This is a genomic window from Peribacillus sp. NPDC096447, from assembly GCF_044762725.1.
Taxonomy (GTDB): Bacteria; Bacillota; Bacilli; order Bacillales; family DSM-1321; genus Peribacillus.
Genome location: NZ_JBIWEV010000005.1, coordinates 33,209 through 49,167 on the forward strand (window position 1 = coordinate 33,209; position 15,959 = coordinate 49,167).

Annotated in this window: 18 protein-coding genes; 15 read left to right on the forward strand and 3 right to left on the reverse strand. The window is 38.6% G+C overall.

What is annotated here, in order from left to right:
* The first annotated feature begins 51 nt into the window (after positions 1–51).
* Positions 52–831, forward strand: coding sequence for a class I SAM-dependent methyltransferase (locus tag ACIQZD_RS17455; RefSeq protein WP_402904912.1), 780 nt, complete (start codon positions 52–54; stop codon positions 829–831).
* On the opposite strand, the gene ggt is transcribed toward ACIQZD_RS17455, so the two are convergent.
* Positions 832–2,520, reverse strand: coding sequence for a gamma-glutamyltransferase (gene ggt / locus ACIQZD_RS17460; protein ID WP_402904914.1), 1,689 nt, complete (start codon positions 2,518–2,520; stop codon positions 832–834).
* A gap of 447 nt (positions 2,521–2,967) precedes the next feature.
* Between ggt and ACIQZD_RS17465 the strand changes: the two genes are divergently transcribed.
* The 3 genes from ACIQZD_RS17465 (at position 2,968) to ACIQZD_RS17475 (ending at position 5,430) form a co-directional block, all read left to right on the forward strand.
* A complete protein-coding gene (locus ACIQZD_RS17465) occupies positions 2,968–3,585 on the forward strand; it encodes a YpjP family protein (RefSeq protein WP_402904916.1) in 618 nt (205 codons plus the stop codon).
* Positions 3,586–3,785: 200 nt separating this feature from the next.
* Complete coding sequence (locus ACIQZD_RS17470) at positions 3,786–4,550, forward strand: TerC family protein (protein ID WP_402904918.1); 765 nt, start codon at positions 3,786–3,788, stop codon at positions 4,548–4,550.
* 352 nt (positions 4,551–4,902) lie between these two features.
* Positions 4,903–5,430: a dihydrofolate reductase family protein gene (locus ACIQZD_RS17475; protein WP_402905605.1), complete on the forward strand. Its 528-nt coding sequence runs from the start codon at positions 4,903–4,905 to the stop codon at positions 5,428–5,430.
* 576 nt (positions 5,431–6,006) lie between these two features.
* Here the strand turns inward: ACIQZD_RS17475 and ACIQZD_RS17480 are convergent.
* Positions 6,007–6,249 (reverse strand): hypothetical protein, encoded by a 243-nt coding sequence (locus ACIQZD_RS17480; protein ID WP_402904920.1) that lies wholly within the window; start codon positions 6,247–6,249, stop codon positions 6,007–6,009.
* 223 nt (positions 6,250–6,472) lie between these two features.
* Here ACIQZD_RS17480 and ACIQZD_RS17485 point away from each other — a divergent pair, with 223 nt between their 5' ends.
* The 11 genes from ACIQZD_RS17485 (at position 6,473) to ACIQZD_RS17535 (ending at position 15,081) form a co-directional block, all read left to right on the forward strand.
* Positions 6,473–7,183 (forward strand): anthrax toxin lethal factor-related metalloendopeptidase, encoded by a 711-nt coding sequence (locus ACIQZD_RS17485; RefSeq protein WP_402904922.1) that lies wholly within the window; start codon positions 6,473–6,475, stop codon positions 7,181–7,183.
* A gap of 57 nt (positions 7,184–7,240) precedes the next feature.
* Positions 7,241–8,035: a thymidylate synthase gene (locus ACIQZD_RS17490; protein WP_048686772.1), complete on the forward strand. Its 795-nt coding sequence runs from the start codon at positions 7,241–7,243 to the stop codon at positions 8,033–8,035.
* Complete coding sequence (locus ACIQZD_RS17495) at positions 8,032–8,517, forward strand: dihydrofolate reductase (RefSeq protein ID WP_402904924.1); 486 nt, start codon at positions 8,032–8,034, stop codon at positions 8,515–8,517. Before ACIQZD_RS17490 ends, ACIQZD_RS17495 begins: the two co-directional genes overlap by 4 nt.
* Positions 8,518–8,668: 151 nt before the next feature.
* Positions 8,669–9,937, forward strand: a complete 1,269-nt coding sequence (gene ilvA, locus ACIQZD_RS17500; protein WP_402904926.1) for a threonine ammonia-lyase IlvA — start codon at positions 8,669–8,671, stop codon at positions 9,935–9,937.
* A gap of 194 nt (positions 9,938–10,131) precedes the next feature.
* On the forward strand, positions 10,132–10,323 hold the full coding sequence (gene tatA, locus ACIQZD_RS17505; RefSeq protein WP_034307557.1) for a twin-arginine translocase TatA/TatE family subunit: 192 nt from the start codon (positions 10,132–10,134) through the stop codon (positions 10,321–10,323).
* Between the two features lie 84 nt (positions 10,324–10,407).
* Complete coding sequence (gene tatC / locus ACIQZD_RS17510; protein WP_402904929.1) at positions 10,408–11,154, forward strand: twin-arginine translocase subunit TatC; 747 nt, start codon at positions 10,408–10,410, stop codon at positions 11,152–11,154.
* Positions 11,155–11,309: 155 nt separating this feature from the next.
* Positions 11,310–11,555 carry a DUF2535 family protein gene (locus ACIQZD_RS17515; protein ID WP_402904931.1) on the forward strand — a complete coding sequence of 82 codons (246 nt, stop codon included), beginning with the start codon at positions 11,310–11,312 and terminating at the stop codon, positions 11,553–11,555.
* 227 nt (positions 11,556–11,782) lie between these two features.
* Positions 11,783–12,625, forward strand: a complete 843-nt coding sequence (locus tag ACIQZD_RS17520) for a DegV family protein (protein WP_402904933.1) — start codon at positions 11,783–11,785, stop codon at positions 12,623–12,625.
* Between the two features lie 153 nt (positions 12,626–12,778).
* Entirely contained in the window at positions 12,779–13,369 is a 591-nt protein-coding gene (locus tag ACIQZD_RS17525; protein ID WP_402904935.1) for an SCO family protein, read from the forward strand.
* Positions 13,370–13,657: 288 nt separating this feature from the next.
* Entirely contained in the window at positions 13,658–14,500 is an 843-nt protein-coding gene (locus ACIQZD_RS17530; RefSeq protein ID WP_350299163.1) for an SGNH/GDSL hydrolase family protein, read from the forward strand.
* Positions 14,497–15,081 carry a YpmS family protein gene (locus tag ACIQZD_RS17535; RefSeq protein WP_402904937.1) on the forward strand — a complete coding sequence of 195 codons (585 nt, stop codon included), beginning with the start codon at positions 14,497–14,499 and terminating at the stop codon, positions 15,079–15,081. Before ACIQZD_RS17530 ends, ACIQZD_RS17535 begins: the two co-directional genes overlap by 4 nt.
* Positions 15,082–15,135: 54 nt before the next feature.
* Here the strand turns inward: ACIQZD_RS17535 and ACIQZD_RS17540 are convergent, their stop codons facing one another.
* Positions 15,136–15,885, reverse strand: a complete 750-nt coding sequence (locus ACIQZD_RS17540) for a DUF4397 domain-containing protein (RefSeq protein WP_402904939.1) — start codon at positions 15,883–15,885, stop codon at positions 15,136–15,138.
* Positions 15,886–15,959: the final 74 nt, after the last annotated feature.

Consider the following 15,959-nt stretch of genomic DNA (forward strand, 5'->3'; position numbering starts at 1 on the left):
GGAAACAGGGCATTCTTTTCAAATTTAAGAGAGTATGAAGGGGTAGGATCCATGTTTGTCACAACAGTAGGAAGAGCCGATAAAGAAACGATGATATTAGCGAAAAAGTTAGCTGAAGAATTACATATCCCCTTTATAGCCCGAAGAAAACGATCGGTGAGAGATATCCAAGCGGAACAGAATGAAGATGATTGCCTTGTTTTTGGTAAAAAACGGATGGAGTTATATCGATACCAGGAAAATGAACCATTCTTTTTCCACCCGAACCTAGCGATGATCCGTATAAAAAGGATAATGCGCGGAGAGAGTGATCCATTTCTCATTGCCGGAGATATAAATGAAGGGAACTCTGTGCTTGATTGTACCTTGGGTTTGGGCTCTGATGCGATTGTCGCAAGTTTCAAAGTGGGTGAACATGGACAGGTTGTCGCATTGGAAGGAAATCAATATTTGGCCTTGCTCGTGGACCATGGGATGAAGACATGGGAGGATGCAGAAGAAACGATGATTTCGGCGATGAGAAGAATAGAGGTCATGCAAGGTGATCATTACGAAATTTTGAAAACATTGCCGGATAATCATTTTGATGTCGTATATTTCGATCCCATGTTTGAAGAAACGATTCAGGAATCGAATGGGATCAGGGGACTGACTCATTTTGCGGAAGGTAAGGATTTATCTGTGGAAATAATGAAAGAAGCCAAGCGGGTTGCGCGAAAGAGAGTCGTGTTGAAAGACCATTTTCGCAGCTCCCGCTTTGAGGAATTTGGATTTGACGTAATAAAGAGAAAAACATCCAAATTTCATTTTGGCTTCATTTCCATTCAGTGATCAAGATTTATAATCTGTTTCGTCCAGGCCCATGGCACAGCCTTCTCGGCTTGAATCGGCAGCACCATAGTTAGAGCCATCAGGGTTGATTTGAATCGCTTGGACATTCCCTATGGAGTGGGGAACTTCATTAAAGGCGAAGCCCATTGCTTCCAAGTGGCCTTTGCTGGTCATATCAATTCCTGGTTCCCATTCAATATGAGGGCCCATTGGAGTGAAAATTCTAGGTTCTTCGATGGCTGCTTTCAAATCCATTTTCATATCGAGTACATTGATGATCGTTTGCACGACTGAACTGATGATGGTTGGTCCTCCAGGTGAACCCAGCGTCAAGATCGGCTCGCCGTCTTTAAAGATGATGGTCGGGCTTTTACAGCTGACTGGGCGTTTATTGGGCTGCACTTCATTCATGCCGCCTGGAATGGAATCGAAATCAGTCAGTTCGTTATTCAGCATGAAACCATAGTCGGAAACCATGATGCCTGATCCGAAAGGATGTTCCACTGTAGACGTGCATGCTGCGATATTCCCCCATCTGTCACGGACGGTGAAGTGTGTGGTTTCACTGATATCCTCTTCATTAGGCTGAGGAATGACTTCCCTTTGCTTCACGGAATCATAAATCCAAGGGTTTCCGAAGTCAATGGCATTATTTCTTGTTTTGAAATTAATGAATGAACGGCGTTTAGCTATATACTCATCATGCATGAGACCCGCCAATGGCAATTCGGCAAATTCGGGATCAGCGAGAAATGCCTTTTTGTCTGTAAATGCCAGACGCATCGCTTCTGCTATTAAATAATATTTTTCCCAAGAACGGACGTTATATTGTTCTATATGGAAGCTCTCCAATATTTTCAGGATTTGGATGACCGTGAATCCGCCAGCACTTGGGGCATTTGATGACGCAATTAGATAATCCTTATAAGTCCCATACATTGGTACATCGATAGTAGCTTTATAGTCCTTTAAATCAGAAAGCTCCATGAAACCTCCAAGCTCCTGTATACAGGAAATGATGCCTTCTCCGATTTCACCTTCATAAAAAGCGGAAATTCCTTCACGTTGTAAGATCCGATAGGTATTGGCCAGTTTTTCTTTTATCAACAAATCGCCATCCTGATAGGGTTTTCCGTTTGGCATGAAGAACTTACGCGCTTCATCGCCCAATCGATATTCAAAATTTTTAAGAGCGTCGCAAAGAACCCAATTGACGGGAACTCCTTTTTCTGCAAATTCAATGGATGGCTCGATGAGGTCCGCCAATGGCTTACTGCCATTTTCAGCGAGTGCTTCATCCATAGCTTTCAGTATTCCGGGTATGCCTACCGCTGTTGCTTTGATCGATCTTTCTTTAAATGGGATGACCTCCCCTGTTTCATCAAGAAACATGTCTCGATATGCGGCTTTAGGTGCTCTTACATGGCCATCGTATATTTTCGTTTCCTTATCTTTAGCGTTATATACCATTAGGAAACCACTTCCGCCGATACCGGTCATCATGGGTTCCACAATATTCAGGGCAAATTGGATGGCGACCGCCGCATCGACAGCATTTCCACCTTCACGTAATACTTTTTCCCCTATGGAAGTGGCTACCGGATGAGCTGTAACGACCATTCCTGCGCCCCCTGTAGCTGTTTCCCTTTTGTAATCCTTATCTTTAATGATTTCATTGTTGTTTTCCAAAATAATTCCTCCATTATTCAGTCCTTTTATATGCCAAAAGGTAAGGCTTATGTTTGAATGAAAAGAAAACCTTGTCATTGTAGAAGAATGACAAGGAGATTTTTCGTAGGTATTCATTTATTCTTAATCAGCAAATGATAAATATACGAAAAATGCTAATGTTACAAGACATAAAGCCACCATGGCAGTCGAAGCCATCTAAGACCCCTCCTTAAAAAGACTTGAATCTAATTAAGTTCTCCAAAAATCGTCAAAATCCTTCATTTAAATGTAAATTTATTGATATTTAATGAAAAAGTTCGAGTTCATTTCGAGTTCATAAACTTTATATAGGTATTTATCCTTTTTTTTGATTTTTAAAACATGGGTAACTATATATTCGTAATTACCAAAAAATAAAAGTATACTAAATATAAAGACAATACAAAAAAGGAGGGGGAGTGTGATTTGAAAGCGGCGGTTTGGTTCAGGAAAAGTCTAGTCATTTTAGTATCCGTTTTGACGTTTGGTCTTGTCACTCCTTCCGATCTGGCTTGGCTTGCAGAAGCCGATTCGTTAAAGGATACTAAAAAAGGGTTAGTGGAAGAAGAGGGATTATCCTTTCTTCCTTCGCAAAATTCGACTGAACTAGAAGAGGAATTCAACCGGGAAGAATTTTTATCGGGCATAATGAATAAGGCAGAGGAAAACGCATTTGTGAAATTTGGCGATAAGATCAATCCTAAAATTGGCGATGAGTTCAAAATGGCCATATTACCAAAAATCGAAGAAGCCATTACCGAAATGGCTGCCCAATTTCCAGATGAAAAATTACAGCAATTAACCATCACTGAGCAGCCGAGTGCGGGCAGGGCAGAAAAAATATTCCATATTTATGATTCAAAAAGCGGCAAGGATATCATCAGATTCCATGTCAGGCAGGAAAATCCTCCACTGGAAGGATATTGGTTCGATTTTCATTATCATACCCATCATGATTCATTTGCTACCCATTATAATATAGGGAAAATATATTGGGATAAAAATACGCCGCCAGAGTGGACGAGTAAACAAAGGGTCTCATAGCGGTTGGTTTCGTTGATTTTATGTAAGTGTAAGAGTATGATGAAAATGAAATGAATTTCTAATAGCATCGAAATGATACGTTGTCATGCAACGTATTTATTTTGTGTTGAAATAAAAGCAGAGTTTTTATCATTACGGGAACAATGTTATTTTAAAAGGTTTTCTAATTTTGCTGTTATAGTAGCAGAGGAGTCTTTATCATGTCAGAGTTGTTAAATAACATCATGCAAACGTATGCACAGTTTTTTGACTGGCATATGTGGGTGGAGGTTTTATCCGACCCGGTGAGCTGGGGATTGATTGGAACGCTCGTATTAATGGAAGGGTTGCTATCAGCGGACAACGCTTTGGTATTAGCTGTAATGGTCAGGCACCTTCCGGAAAAACAACGGAAAAAAGCACTTTTTTACGGTTTATTAGGTGCTTACGCTTTTAGATTTATAGCGATTGGAATCGGTGTTTTCCTCATTAAGCTTTGGTGGGTGAAGGTGATTGGGGCCGCCTATCTTGGTTGGCTCTCATTTAAATACTTTAGGGATAAAAGAAAAAAACAAGCTGATGAAGAAATTCAGGGAATGAGTAAAAACAGCATACTGATCCGTATGTTTGGTACCTTATGGGGAACGGTTGCGGCAGTGGAATTGATGGATATAGCATTTTCAGTCGATAGTGTCTTGGCCGCATTCGGGGTGAGTGAAAAAGTCTGGGTGCTTTTGACAGGCGGAATGATTGGTGTCTTGATGATGCGGGGAGTGGCAGGATTATTTCTAAAATTGATAGATAAGGTTCCTGAATTGGAAACTGCCGCATATGTCCTTATCGGATTCATTGCAATAAAAATGTTATTGGCTGTTGCAAGGATAGAAATCCCGCCTGCGATCTTTTTTGCCTTTATTTTGCTGATTTTCGGCACCACGATCGTATTCCATTTGAAGAAAGGGAAAAAGCTCAAGGAACATGGTTGAGCACTAATTAAAAAAGCTGTCATCTAAAATGATGGCAGCTTTTTGTCGCCAAAGTTTCGGATTGGTATCATCCCAAAGCCCTTTTATGATTTTTTGTTCTTAAATCGACTTCCCCAATTACGAATATTACCATTTCTCGTTCTTTCCATAAAAAAGCTCATTGTTTTATCGTTTGAATTCCATTATCTTCTTCAACTAACGACGCAGGTTAGTGAAAGAAGGGGAATCAAATGTAGTGAAGAATTAATCTTGTTAAGAATGGTTTTTTACCTGGAGGAAGTATCAATGGAATTACTAGGTGGTTTATATGAAAGAAATATCAAGTTTATGTTGCGAGGGGGATCTGTTGTTGATGAAAAAACAGCGTAACATTATTTTATACATTGGTACTTCAATTGATGGCTGTATTGCAAATGATGATGGTACATTAGAGTGGTTAGAATCAACAGAAGTAGAAGGAGACTCTGGCTACAAATCACTACTGGAAAGAATTGACACTGTTGTAATGGGAAAAGGAACTTATGATGTCATCCGTGGATTTGATATGAATTATCCTTATAGTGAATATAAAAATTATGTATTTTCTAAATCTGTTAGTGGCTCAGATGAATATGCTACATTTATTGATGAAGATGTCAAAACTTTCATTAAAAATTTAAAACATAAGCCTGGTAAAGATATATGGTTAATTGGTGGAGGAAACTTAGCACGTGAATTTTTTAAAGAAAATTTAATTGATGAATTCCAGCTAGCCATTGCACCTATTATTTTAGGGAAAGGAATCTCCCTTTATATCGGTGATGATATTACTGTAAATTTCACATTAACCAAAGTACAAAAATTAGGTCAACTTGCAATGCTTCATTATATTAAAAAATAATTTTCATCATCTCTCCTTTTTTTAGTAGGGAAAGATTTTTACATTTCAACTACATTTTTTACTGAAAACCGTTCGGAAAATTAAAGGATGTTTATATAACTAACGATGAGCTTTAGTACAATAAATTAATAAAGATCATGAGGAAGAGCACAGTTTAAAGAACTGTGCTTCAGATTGTAGACAAAAGGGGTTCGGAATTAAAAAATTCCCGAACCCCTTTTGAAAATCATTTCAAGTTGATCTTGCTGAATAGAATCATGTTTAGAAAGTCCTCATTACCTCAAGTTTTAATAATTCTATTTTAAAACAAAAAAGACTTAAGGCAAAAAAAAGGGTTCTATCTAAAAGTTAAAACAAAGTTGATTGGAGCGGAAGGTGCGAGACTCCTGCGGGAAAAGCGAGTCCAGGGGAGACCCAGCAGGCGCAAAGGCGCCGAGGAGGCTCCCGGACCGCCCGCGGAAAGCGAGTGCCTGGAGCGGAAATCAATGTCTAAATTGTACACCTATAAAAAAACTGTAGGCAAACTCGATTTTCATCTAAATTGCCTACAGTCTGAAGCTGACATCAAATATGGTGTCAGCTTTTATTTTGGAAAATATCAAGTATTTGAAGAAGGGCTGTAAATGTTGTGAAGAAAAGAAATGGCATTAAAAAGGTAAGCCAAAGTGAAGACAGTAGCGGATGCAGCAGTATGCCAAATAAGATGGAGAACAGAAAAAGGTCGAGAATGATGAACACTCTTAAACTGTAAATATCAAGCACTTCTTCAGCAAGTTCACGGTGCTCATTCAAGATGGCTTTTTTATTATTGGTTTCCATGCGATCACCTTAAACCTTTTACGATTATATACTGTTGATATATGAAAAGCGCGGATCAATGGTTCTTCTCATGATGAATGGCAACCGAAATTACCAAAAAAACATAGAGTTTTTACATACGGGTAATATGTTATACTAATATAATAGTATCAAAGGTTTAGAGTTTTTAAATAACATATATTTTCTTAACATAAATGAGGAATGAAGAAGGGGGGAGAAGCGTGTGAAAAGGAAGAAATGGTTATCCATACTTGCATTAATTGTCTTTTTATTCTCAATGCTCTCCTATTCATTAGCGAAGGATGAAGGGGTGAAATGGCGGAATTTACCCAAAGATAATCTTTTAAGACAAGCTGAACTTTTTAAAGGCAATAAAGAATTGCAACGGATATTTTTATTTCCAGAAGAGGAGTATGATGAAAGGGAAGCACTTAAAATTGCTGGTACCATTAATAAACTGCCTTATTCCCTTTTGGTGAAAACTGCTGAAAGTGGTGTGAGGATCAAACTATTCGATGGTGATTTAACAGAAAATCAATCCGCGGCAAAATTAAAGGGGAAAACCCCGCGTGGTTATTTGAATAAAGAAACAACTTGGGATGATGTGCCTGGTATGGGCGGATCACATACGGTATTGGTTAAAATCGGGGCAAGTGACAAGGGCAAAGGGCATGGCTCCGTTAATTTGGAACTGCATGAACTGGGGCATTCAATTGATAATATAGTGTTTGATGGAATCCGTGAAGACATGGATTATTTGAAGATTTGGGGTAAGGAAGTGGATGGGCTGTTTCCTGGGATTACGTATTTTTCCAATTATCCTGAGGAATACTTTGCAGAAACGTTTGCCATGTTTTATGTGAACGATGAACAAAATCAATTGCTTAGACAAAAAGCACCCAAGACTTATAATTTTATTAAACAATTAGATTAAACATTGAGCAATAATACGTTAAAATAAGGAGAATGAAAGTAGAAAAGGTGGTTTATCATGAAGCAATATTTAGATTTATGTAAGCATGTACTCGAAAATGGAACTCAAAAGGGTGATCGTACGGGAACAGGAACGATCAGTACCTTTGGATATCAAATGAGATTCAACTTAAAAGATGGATTCCCTGTTCTTACAACGAAAAAGGTTAGTTTAAAAGCGATTATCCATGAACTATTGTGGTTTTTGAAGGGTGATACGAACGTTGGCTACCTTCAGGAAAATAGCGTGCGCATCTGGAATGAATGGGCTGATGAAAAGGGAGAATTAGGTCCGATTTATGGTCATCAATGGCGTTCTTGGGGAACGGCTGATGGAAGGCAAATCGACCAAATCAGTGAATTGATCGAACAAATCAAAACGAATCCAAATTCAAGAAGGCTGATAGTCAGTGCTTGGAATGTTGGTGAACTGGACGAAATGGCCTTGCCGCCTTGCCATGCTTTCTTTCAATTCTATGTCGCTGATGGTAAGCTTTCATGCCAGCTATACCAACGTTCAGCGGACGTCTTTTTAGGTGTTCCTTTTAATATAGCTTCATATGCGCTCTTAACGATGATGATCGCCCAAGTGTGTGATTTGGAAGTTGGCGAATTTGTACATACTTTCGGGGATGTCCACATCTACTCTAACCACCTTGAACAAGTGGAACTGCAGTTGACTCGTGATCCCAAACCATTGCCAATCATGAAAATCAATCCGGATGTGAAAAATATCTTTGATTTTAGCTTCGAGGACTTCGTTTTGGAAAATTACGAAGCCCACCCCCATATAAAAGGTGAGGTTAGCATATGATATCATTGATAGTGGCTATGGATCAAAGTCGTGTGATAGGTAATAACAATAAACTGCCGTGGCATTTACCGGCAGATTTGCAGTATTTTAAAAAAGTGACGATGGGCCATCCGATCGTCATGGGCCGAAAAACATTTGAATCGATCGGGAGGGTCCTGCCTGGCCGCGAAAATGTCATCGTTACCCGCAATCAGGATTTTAAAGCGGAAGGCTGCGTAGTTTTACATGATATAGCAGAAATCAAAACGTTTGCAGATAACCGAGATGAGGAAGTCTTCGTGATTGGCGGAGCTGAAATCTTCAAGGAAATCCTTCCTTTTACCGACCGCTTGTATATAACGGAAATCCATGAAACCTTTGAAGGTGATACTTTCTTTCCCGTGATTGATGAAAATGAATGGGATAAAATCTCTTCAAACCCTGGCAGCATCGATGAAAAAAATCGATATGCCCATGATTTTATTATTCTGCAAAAAAAATAAAGTGCTAATCCGATTATGGGGAAATGACCATAATCGGGTTTTTTTTGGTATGAAACAAACAAAAGAAAGAATTTTTAGAAAAATCAATTTCATTAATAACAGTAAAGTGCTATAATGATTGAATTCATTAGGAAGGAAATGAGGGATTGTTATGAATCAGACTGCATCTAAGAATAGGGGGATCCAATTGGAAGATATTCTAATTGCCTATAGAGAACTGAAAGAAATCGTTTTGCATACTCCTTTACAAAAAAATCAGAGACTCTCTGAAAAATATGATTGTAATGTTTATTTAAAACGTGAGGACTTACAACACGTACGTTCCTTTAAATTAAGAGGGGCTTACTATAAAATGAAAAGCCTGACCGCTGAAGAGACGAAGAATGGAGTGGTTTGTGCCAGTGCAGGAAACCATGCACAGGGAGTAGCTTTTTCCTGCAGCCAATTGGGTATCCACGGGAAAATTTATATGCCTGCTACAACTCCAAGGCAAAAAGTCGATCAAGTTCAGCTATTCGGCAGGGATAATGTGGAAATCATCCTTATCGGGGATACTTTCGATGACGCATTTGCCATGGCGATGGAATGCTGTGAAAAAGAAGGCCGTTCCTTTATCCATCCATTTGACGATGAAAAGGTAATCGCCGGGCAGGGTACAACCGCTGTAGAAATCCTGAATGATTGTGAAGATGGAATCGACTATGTATTTGCCGCTATGGGCGGAGGCGGATTAATGGCCGGAGTATCAAGTTATTTCAAATCGGTTTCCCCAAAAACGAAATGCATTGGAGTGGAGCCGCAAGGTGCTGCTTCGATGGAATTCTCCTTCAAGGAAGGAAAAGTTTCTGAACTTGAAAACATAGATACATTCGTTGACGGAGCAGCCGTCAAGTGTGTGGGACAGTTGACATATCAGCTTTGTAAAGAAAACCTGGAAGATATCATTGTCGTCCCCCCAGGCCAAATCTGTACGACAATTCTCGATTTATATAATCAGCATGCGATCGTAGCTGAACCGGCTGGGGCTATATCTGTAGCCGCGTTGGATTTATACAAAGAACAAATCAAAGGCAAAACGGTTGTTTGCATGGTCAGTGGAGGGAATAACGACATTGGGCGTATGCAGGAAATTAAGGAGAAATCCTTATTATATGAAGGGCTCCTTTATTACTTCATCGTGAATTTTCCGCAACGTGCTGGAGCTTTAAGGGAATTCCTTGATGAGGTGTTAGGACCGAATGACGATATAAGCCGTTTTGAATATACGAAGAAAAATAATAAAGAAAGCGGGCCGGCCCTGGTTGGTATTGAGCTAAAAGATAAAAATGATTATGCAGGGCTCATTCAAAGGATGAACAAGAAAGGCTTCTCTTTTGTAGAGGTCAATAAAGACAGTAATTTATTTCACTTATTGATTTAATCATGGACAAAATGTTAAATTAGGATAGAATAATACCTATGTTTTTACATTTTATTCTGCCGGCCCAGTCGTACATGGGCATACAGTCGATAATTGTTACCATTCTATGACGAATTGCCAGTTCCCTTTCAATTGGTTGGAAATGGTATTATAATCGGAGTAGGTCTAATTACAACACCAAAGGGGATGTATCCATGTCGAACATTGGAGTACCTGGTCTTATTCTCATCTTAATATTGGCATTAATTATCTTTGGTCCGAAGAAACTTCCAGAAATTGGCCGTGCTTTTGGACAAACGCTTCGTGAGTTTAAAAAGTCCACGAGTGATTTAACAAAAGGTGATTATGAAGAAGATAAGAAGCTGCAACAAAAAAATCATGAATGATTGAATGCTGGGCGTAAGATGGAATCGTCTTGCGCCTTTATGCTGGAACAAGATACGGATTTTCAGATGAAGGCGTGATCAACTTTGGAAGATAAAGAATTAAATATCATCGATCATCTCGATGAATTGAGAAAACGGCTCATCATTACAGCTGTTGCTATTGTCATCTTTTTTATCGCCAGTTTTATTTATGTTGAGGAGATTTATAATTGGTTCGTGAAAGATCTCGATTTTGAACTGATGGTATTGGGACCGAGCGATATAATCTGGATTTACTTTATGCTTGCGGGTGTCGTAGCCATTGCGGCAACGATACCGGTAATTGCCCTGCAAATCTGGTTATTCGTTAAACCCGCTTTGATGCCAAATGAAGTAAGGGCGACCCTTGCCTATATTCCGGCACTTTTCCTGCTTTTTATCGGAGGGCTTGCTTTCGGTTATTTTGTCATCTTCCCGACCATTCTTCAATTTTTGATTGAATTGGGCGATGGGATGTTCATAACCAGTTTTACAGCGGATAAGTACTTTTCATTCGTATTTAATATGACGATACCTTTTGCTGTTTTATTCGAGCTTCCTGTCGTTACCATGTTTTTGACCTCTCTTGGCATAATTAATCCTTATGTGCTTCAAAAGTTAAGGAAGTATGCATACTTTGTACTGGTTGTCATAGCGATATCGATTACGCCGCCTGACTTTATGTCAGACTTTATGGTGATGGTTCCGCTGCTGTTATTATATGAAATCAGTATTTCTTTATCTAAAGTCGTCTATAAACGAAGGGTGAAACGTGAAAGCTTGCGGGAAGACACCTACGAGGAAGGTTTATAAAAAGAGGTCCATAAAGGCATTTTGCCCTTTTTGGGTCTTTTTTTTTGTAAAAGTCAATCTGATTTGTCTGTTTTTTTACACATTTGAATATTTATACTTTTGGATTTATTGTGTATAATGTAAGCAATCGGTGAAAAATGAGGATTGATATTTTGATGTTCAAATGCTTGGAATTCAAAGATTGTTTTGGACATAAGGTCACAATTTCAGAAATACCTGTCTTATTGCCTAGTGATCCGGATTTTTTTATGTTGACCGTGCGTTTGGAAGTATTTGTAAAGAAGGTTTTTGCCAATAAAGATCATAAAGAAAATTACTCATTTAAGCATTATTTAGCATCCGTACTCAAATGGCCCGTTTATAACAAGCTTTTTTTTGGAAGTTTACTAAATAATGCTTAATGCGGACTGTTCCAAAGCTAACTTCTCCGTTAAAAGAGATGACACGAATGCCATGCAATATTAATAAGTCGGCATGTGTTCAGGTTAGCTCATGGGACGGTCTTTTTTTGTGTAATCATTTCAAAAGACTAGTATCACTTCACTTGAAAAAAAGAAAACCTTTGGTTTGAATGCGTACCTTGAATAGGTATAATACAATAGATATGTTAATTTAGGGATGTGTAATGATGAATAAAGTAAAGATAGTAACAGACTCGACAGTAGATATGACACCAGAAGAACTGGAATTTTATGATATTACAATGGTCCCTTTATCGATTTTTATTGATGGGGAGACTTTTTTGGATAAGGTTGAAATCGAACAAGAAGAATTCCTGAAAAGAATGAACCAGTCAAAAGAACTGCCAAAAAGCTCACAACCAGCCGTAGGTACCTTTGTGGAGGTATACGATGAACTAGGAAAAGACGGCAGCGAGATTATATCCATACATATGACAGGTGGCATGAGCGGCACAGTTCGCTCAGCGGAAAGCGCAGCAAGCATGTCTGAAGCGAAGGTTACCGTTCTTGATTCGAAATTCATTTCAAAAGCGATGTCATTCCAGGTGATCGAGGCAGCGAAGATGGCGAAGGAAGGGAAATCCGTAGCTGAGATAATTGATCGACTGGAACATATTAAAAAGCAGTCAAGTTTAATCATTGTCATAGAAACACTTGATAACCTCGTTAAGGGTGGAAGGATTGGCAAAGTTTCTGCTTTTATTGGTTCATTGCTGCACATAAAGCCGATTGCACTTCTTGATGATGGTGTACTGAATCCTGTATCCAAAGCTAGGAGCCAGTCACAGGTCGTGAAGTTCATCATCAAGAAATTCAAAGAAGATACTCAAGGCAAAAAAATTAGAGGCATTGGTTTTGTACATGCGAATGGCCTTGAAATAGCGGATAAAGTCCGCCAAGCCATTGCAGACTTAACAGGATATCAAGACATAAAAATAGAAGCAACGACTGCCGTTGTCAGTACCCATACAGGTGAAGGCGCAATGGCAATCATGTATTATTGGGATTGATATTCATAAACCATATGAAACTGCGTTTGGCGGCGGTTTTGTCACTTTTACAATTGTCTTTAATTCGTAGAAATAGTTGCTGTTCTCATTCCGATTGGTCTGTTAGAATAAATGAAGTAACAGAATATTTTATACATAAAGGACGGGGTAGGGATGAGAAAGCTGCAATTGCTTATGGCAGCTATGGGAGCATCAATTTTTTTGCTGTTGACAGCATGTGGTTCGAATGGTGTACCTGATGCTAAAAATTGGGACCTTGAAGATTTCAGTTACATCGATCAGGAGGGTAAACCTTTCTCAAAAAGCGATCTTAAAGGAAAGGTTTGGGTAGCGGATTTTATATTCACTAGCTGTGAGACGGTCTGTCTCCCCATGACTTCGAATATGACGAAGCTGCAGCAGCAATTGAAGGATGAAGGTATTATGGATGTAGAGTTCGTTTCATTTTCCGTGGACCCGGAAATTGACAAACCTGATGTTTTAAAAAAGTTTGGTGACCAATTTAATGTGGATTACGGCAACTGGCACTTTCTGACCGGTTATGGACAGGAAGAAATCGAGCAGTTTGCATTGGATAACTTTAAAACGATCGTCAAAAAACCAGAAGCAGAAGATCAGGTGATTCATGGTACCAGCTTTTTTCTGATTGATCAAGAAGGAAAAATCATCATGGATTATACAGGCCTGCAGGATATTCCCTTTGATGAAATCATTAAGCATATTAAAATTTTACAGAATTATTGAACAGGTTAAATGACCTGTTCTTTCTGTTTTCATCCATCCTTTATAAGGATTTCAATGGAGCTTTAACGATGCTGAAAATGAGCAATAAGTTTTTGAAGAAACAGCTGTAGTTAAGAATGATTTTACATGCTAAGTAACATGCTAATTTTTATAGGACTAGCTTTAATTCACTGCATTTTTCATATTGTATAGTAAGGAATGCTCAATTCTGGAAGTACAATGAAGGTATATTGTTTGCAATCTTTCGTTTTCTGCATGATATAATATATGGGTAGGAAGGTGAGGGTCATGAGGTACAAAATCACCTGTCTTTTCATATGCCTAGTATGGATTTCAGGCTGCAGTCAAAGTGAAACAGCCTCAAATCAGCCATCTGTTCAGCAGAAAAGCATAGTTGAGCTGAGTAAAAAGGAAACCATTCCTGCCAGCTTTTTTCCGGACCCTGTGAAAATCGTATCGATTGGCGACTCCTTGACTCAAGGTGTCGGTGATAGTAAAGATAATGGCGGGTATCTGCCTTATTTACAAAATAAGCTGGAAAAAGAACCATCGATTACTTCAGTTGAGATGATTAATCATGGCATACGTGGAAATAGGACCGACCAACTATTGAAAAGACTGGATAAGACTAGGATTAAAGAAGACATAAAGCAAGCTGACTCGATTGTCGTCACAATCGGCGGAAATGATATCATGAAGGTCTTTAAACAGAATTTCTCCAACTTGGAACTGAATCAGTTTGAATCGGCAAAAATAGGGTATGAAAAAAGATTAAGGCAGATACTTGATAAGGTTCGTTCCGAAAATGATTCTGCGCAAATTTACCTTGTAGGCGTCTATAATCCATTTTCCAAATGGTTCGGAGACTTTTATGAACTTGATATGATCATGAATGATTGGAATGAAAGCGGAAAAGAGATCATTGAAGAATATGATTCAGCCTATTTTATTGAAATAGCAGACATTTTCGAGAATTCCGAAGAAGATTTGCTGTATGCCGAGGATTATTTTCACCCAAATGACCGCGGATATGAATTAATCGCGACAAGAATCTATAATGATATGGATATTACCACTATCGGAAAGGACACATTGGAAGCGAGTGCCAAAGGAGATGATGACCAAGAATGACAAATGTCAAATGGAAGACTTTGTTTATTTCCCTATTAGCCCTAAACATCCTGGTCATCCTGTTTGTAACGATTTTAGTTAATCTGCCGACTAAAGATCAAGATCTGATACCCAAAGTAAGCCATGAAGAAGATATCCAATTTCAAATTCATACGAATCGGGAAGATTTGACAAGATTAATCAACCAGTATCTGGATAAAGAGGGATTGACGGGATCCATTCACTACGAAGTGTATTTAACGGATGAAGTCGAATTATATGGAACAATGCCATTTTTCAACCGTGAAGTGGAAATGAAATTGACTTTTGAACCAATTGCCCAAAAGAATGGGGATTTGATCCTGAAGCAAAAATCAATTGCAGTCGGTAAAATGAACCTTCCTGTTTCATATGTAATGAGTTTAATAAATGAGCGTTATAATATGCCGGATTGGGTTAGCATCAGTCCCAATGACGAAAGTATTTATGTGTCATTACAGGATATGGAACTGAAAAGCGATATTAGGGTTAAGGCAAATGAATTCGATCTAAAAAATGATGATATTTCATTTTTATTGACCATCCCATCATCATTACAGTGATAGTGAATAGATGGATAAAAAACCAGGATCGATGCATCCTGGTTTTTTATCCATTTATGGAGATAGCGTTAAGGTTTCCAGTGAGGATGACTGTCGATTCGAACCAATTAAATAAATGGTTGTAGGAGTATTTACTCGGAAGGCTTTGTTTGGCAAAGGGAGTGCGATCTCTTTTGTCCCAGCTATCCTCACTTCGAAGTCTACTATCATGGGATGTATATTAAGATATTCGCTTGCTTTCCTGAAATGGAGTTGATCAAAAACGACATCTCCATCTTTGACGGCAATATCCACCGAGAGTAAATCATTTGAAAGCTGGATGAAACGTACCTTTGCTTCATTTGGAGGAACAAATGGATTATCTTCGAAAGATAACATGTTCAATGATTCATTAGCCAGGGCAGATGCAAGAGCAATGGTATAGAAAGTCCCGCTTTCGAGTGTCACTTTACAGCTTAAAAGAGGTAAGGCGCTTTGTCCGCTGCGGTATATTTCCAATGGGTAATTGCCAGGGGGGAGTGGTAAATAACCATTGTTCTCTTTATATGAGAAATTTTTAAGGATAGGCATTTCATTTACATAAACATCAAATGAGGGAGCTGTTGGGGCAGCATGTAAAAAGCGTACTTGTGCAGGCAGTAGGACATTCATTTGTTCATATCTCAATTGTTGTGTTGATTTTTCGAGACTTTTCAAATGCTTATGGAAATAATAATCATGTAATTGCGGATCGCTGTTTTTGTAATAAGACGATAGTAAATCATATGTCATCGATTTTTGTGAATATGATTGTTTACCGCTCATTTCCAACACCTCTCATTTTTCCAGTATGTTCCTATCATATGTTGTCATGCTTGGGCGTGTGTCTCCCGTTTAAA

What these genes read in the sequence shown, in the direction of transcription:
- ACIQZD_RS17455 (WP_402904912.1), top strand. Translation starts at nt 52, where the DNA reads ATGTTTGTCACAACAGTAGGAAGAGCCGATAAAGAAACGATGATATTA.
- ACIQZD_RS17530 (WP_350299163.1), top strand. Translation starts at nt 13,658, where the DNA reads ATGAGGTACAAAATCACCTGTCTTTTCATATGCCTAGTATGGATTTCA.
- ACIQZD_RS17515 (WP_402904931.1), top strand. Translation starts at nt 11,310, where the DNA reads ATGTTCAAATGCTTGGAATTCAAAGATTGTTTTGGACATAAGGTCACA.
- ACIQZD_RS17490 (WP_048686772.1), top strand. Translation starts at nt 7,241, where the DNA reads ATGAAGCAATATTTAGATTTATGTAAGCATGTACTCGAAAATGGAACT.
- ACIQZD_RS17495 (WP_402904924.1), top strand. Translation starts at nt 8,032, where the DNA reads ATGATATCATTGATAGTGGCTATGGATCAAAGTCGTGTGATAGGTAAT.
- ACIQZD_RS17540 (WP_402904939.1), bottom strand. Translation starts at nt 15,885, where the DNA reads ATGAGCGGTAAACAATCATATTCACAAAAATCGATGACATATGATTTA.
- ilvA (WP_402904926.1), top strand. Translation starts at nt 8,669, where the DNA reads ATGAATCAGACTGCATCTAAGAATAGGGGGATCCAATTGGAAGATATT.
- ACIQZD_RS17525 (WP_402904935.1), top strand. Translation starts at nt 12,779, where the DNA reads ATGAGAAAGCTGCAATTGCTTATGGCAGCTATGGGAGCATCAATTTTT.
- ACIQZD_RS17535 (WP_402904937.1), top strand. Translation starts at nt 14,497, where the DNA reads ATGACAAATGTCAAATGGAAGACTTTGTTTATTTCCCTATTAGCCCTA.
- ACIQZD_RS17470 (WP_402904918.1), top strand. Translation starts at nt 3,786, where the DNA reads ATGTCAGAGTTGTTAAATAACATCATGCAAACGTATGCACAGTTTTTT.
- ACIQZD_RS17520 (WP_402904933.1), top strand. Translation starts at nt 11,783, where the DNA reads ATGAATAAAGTAAAGATAGTAACAGACTCGACAGTAGATATGACACCA.
- ACIQZD_RS17480 (WP_402904920.1), bottom strand. Translation starts at nt 6,249, where the DNA reads ATGGAAACCAATAATAAAAAAGCCATCTTGAATGAGCACCGTGAACTT.
- tatA (WP_034307557.1), top strand. Translation starts at nt 10,132, where the DNA reads ATGTCGAACATTGGAGTACCTGGTCTTATTCTCATCTTAATATTGGCA.
- ACIQZD_RS17475 (WP_402905605.1), top strand. Translation starts at nt 4,903, where the DNA reads ATGAAAAAACAGCGTAACATTATTTTATACATTGGTACTTCAATTGAT.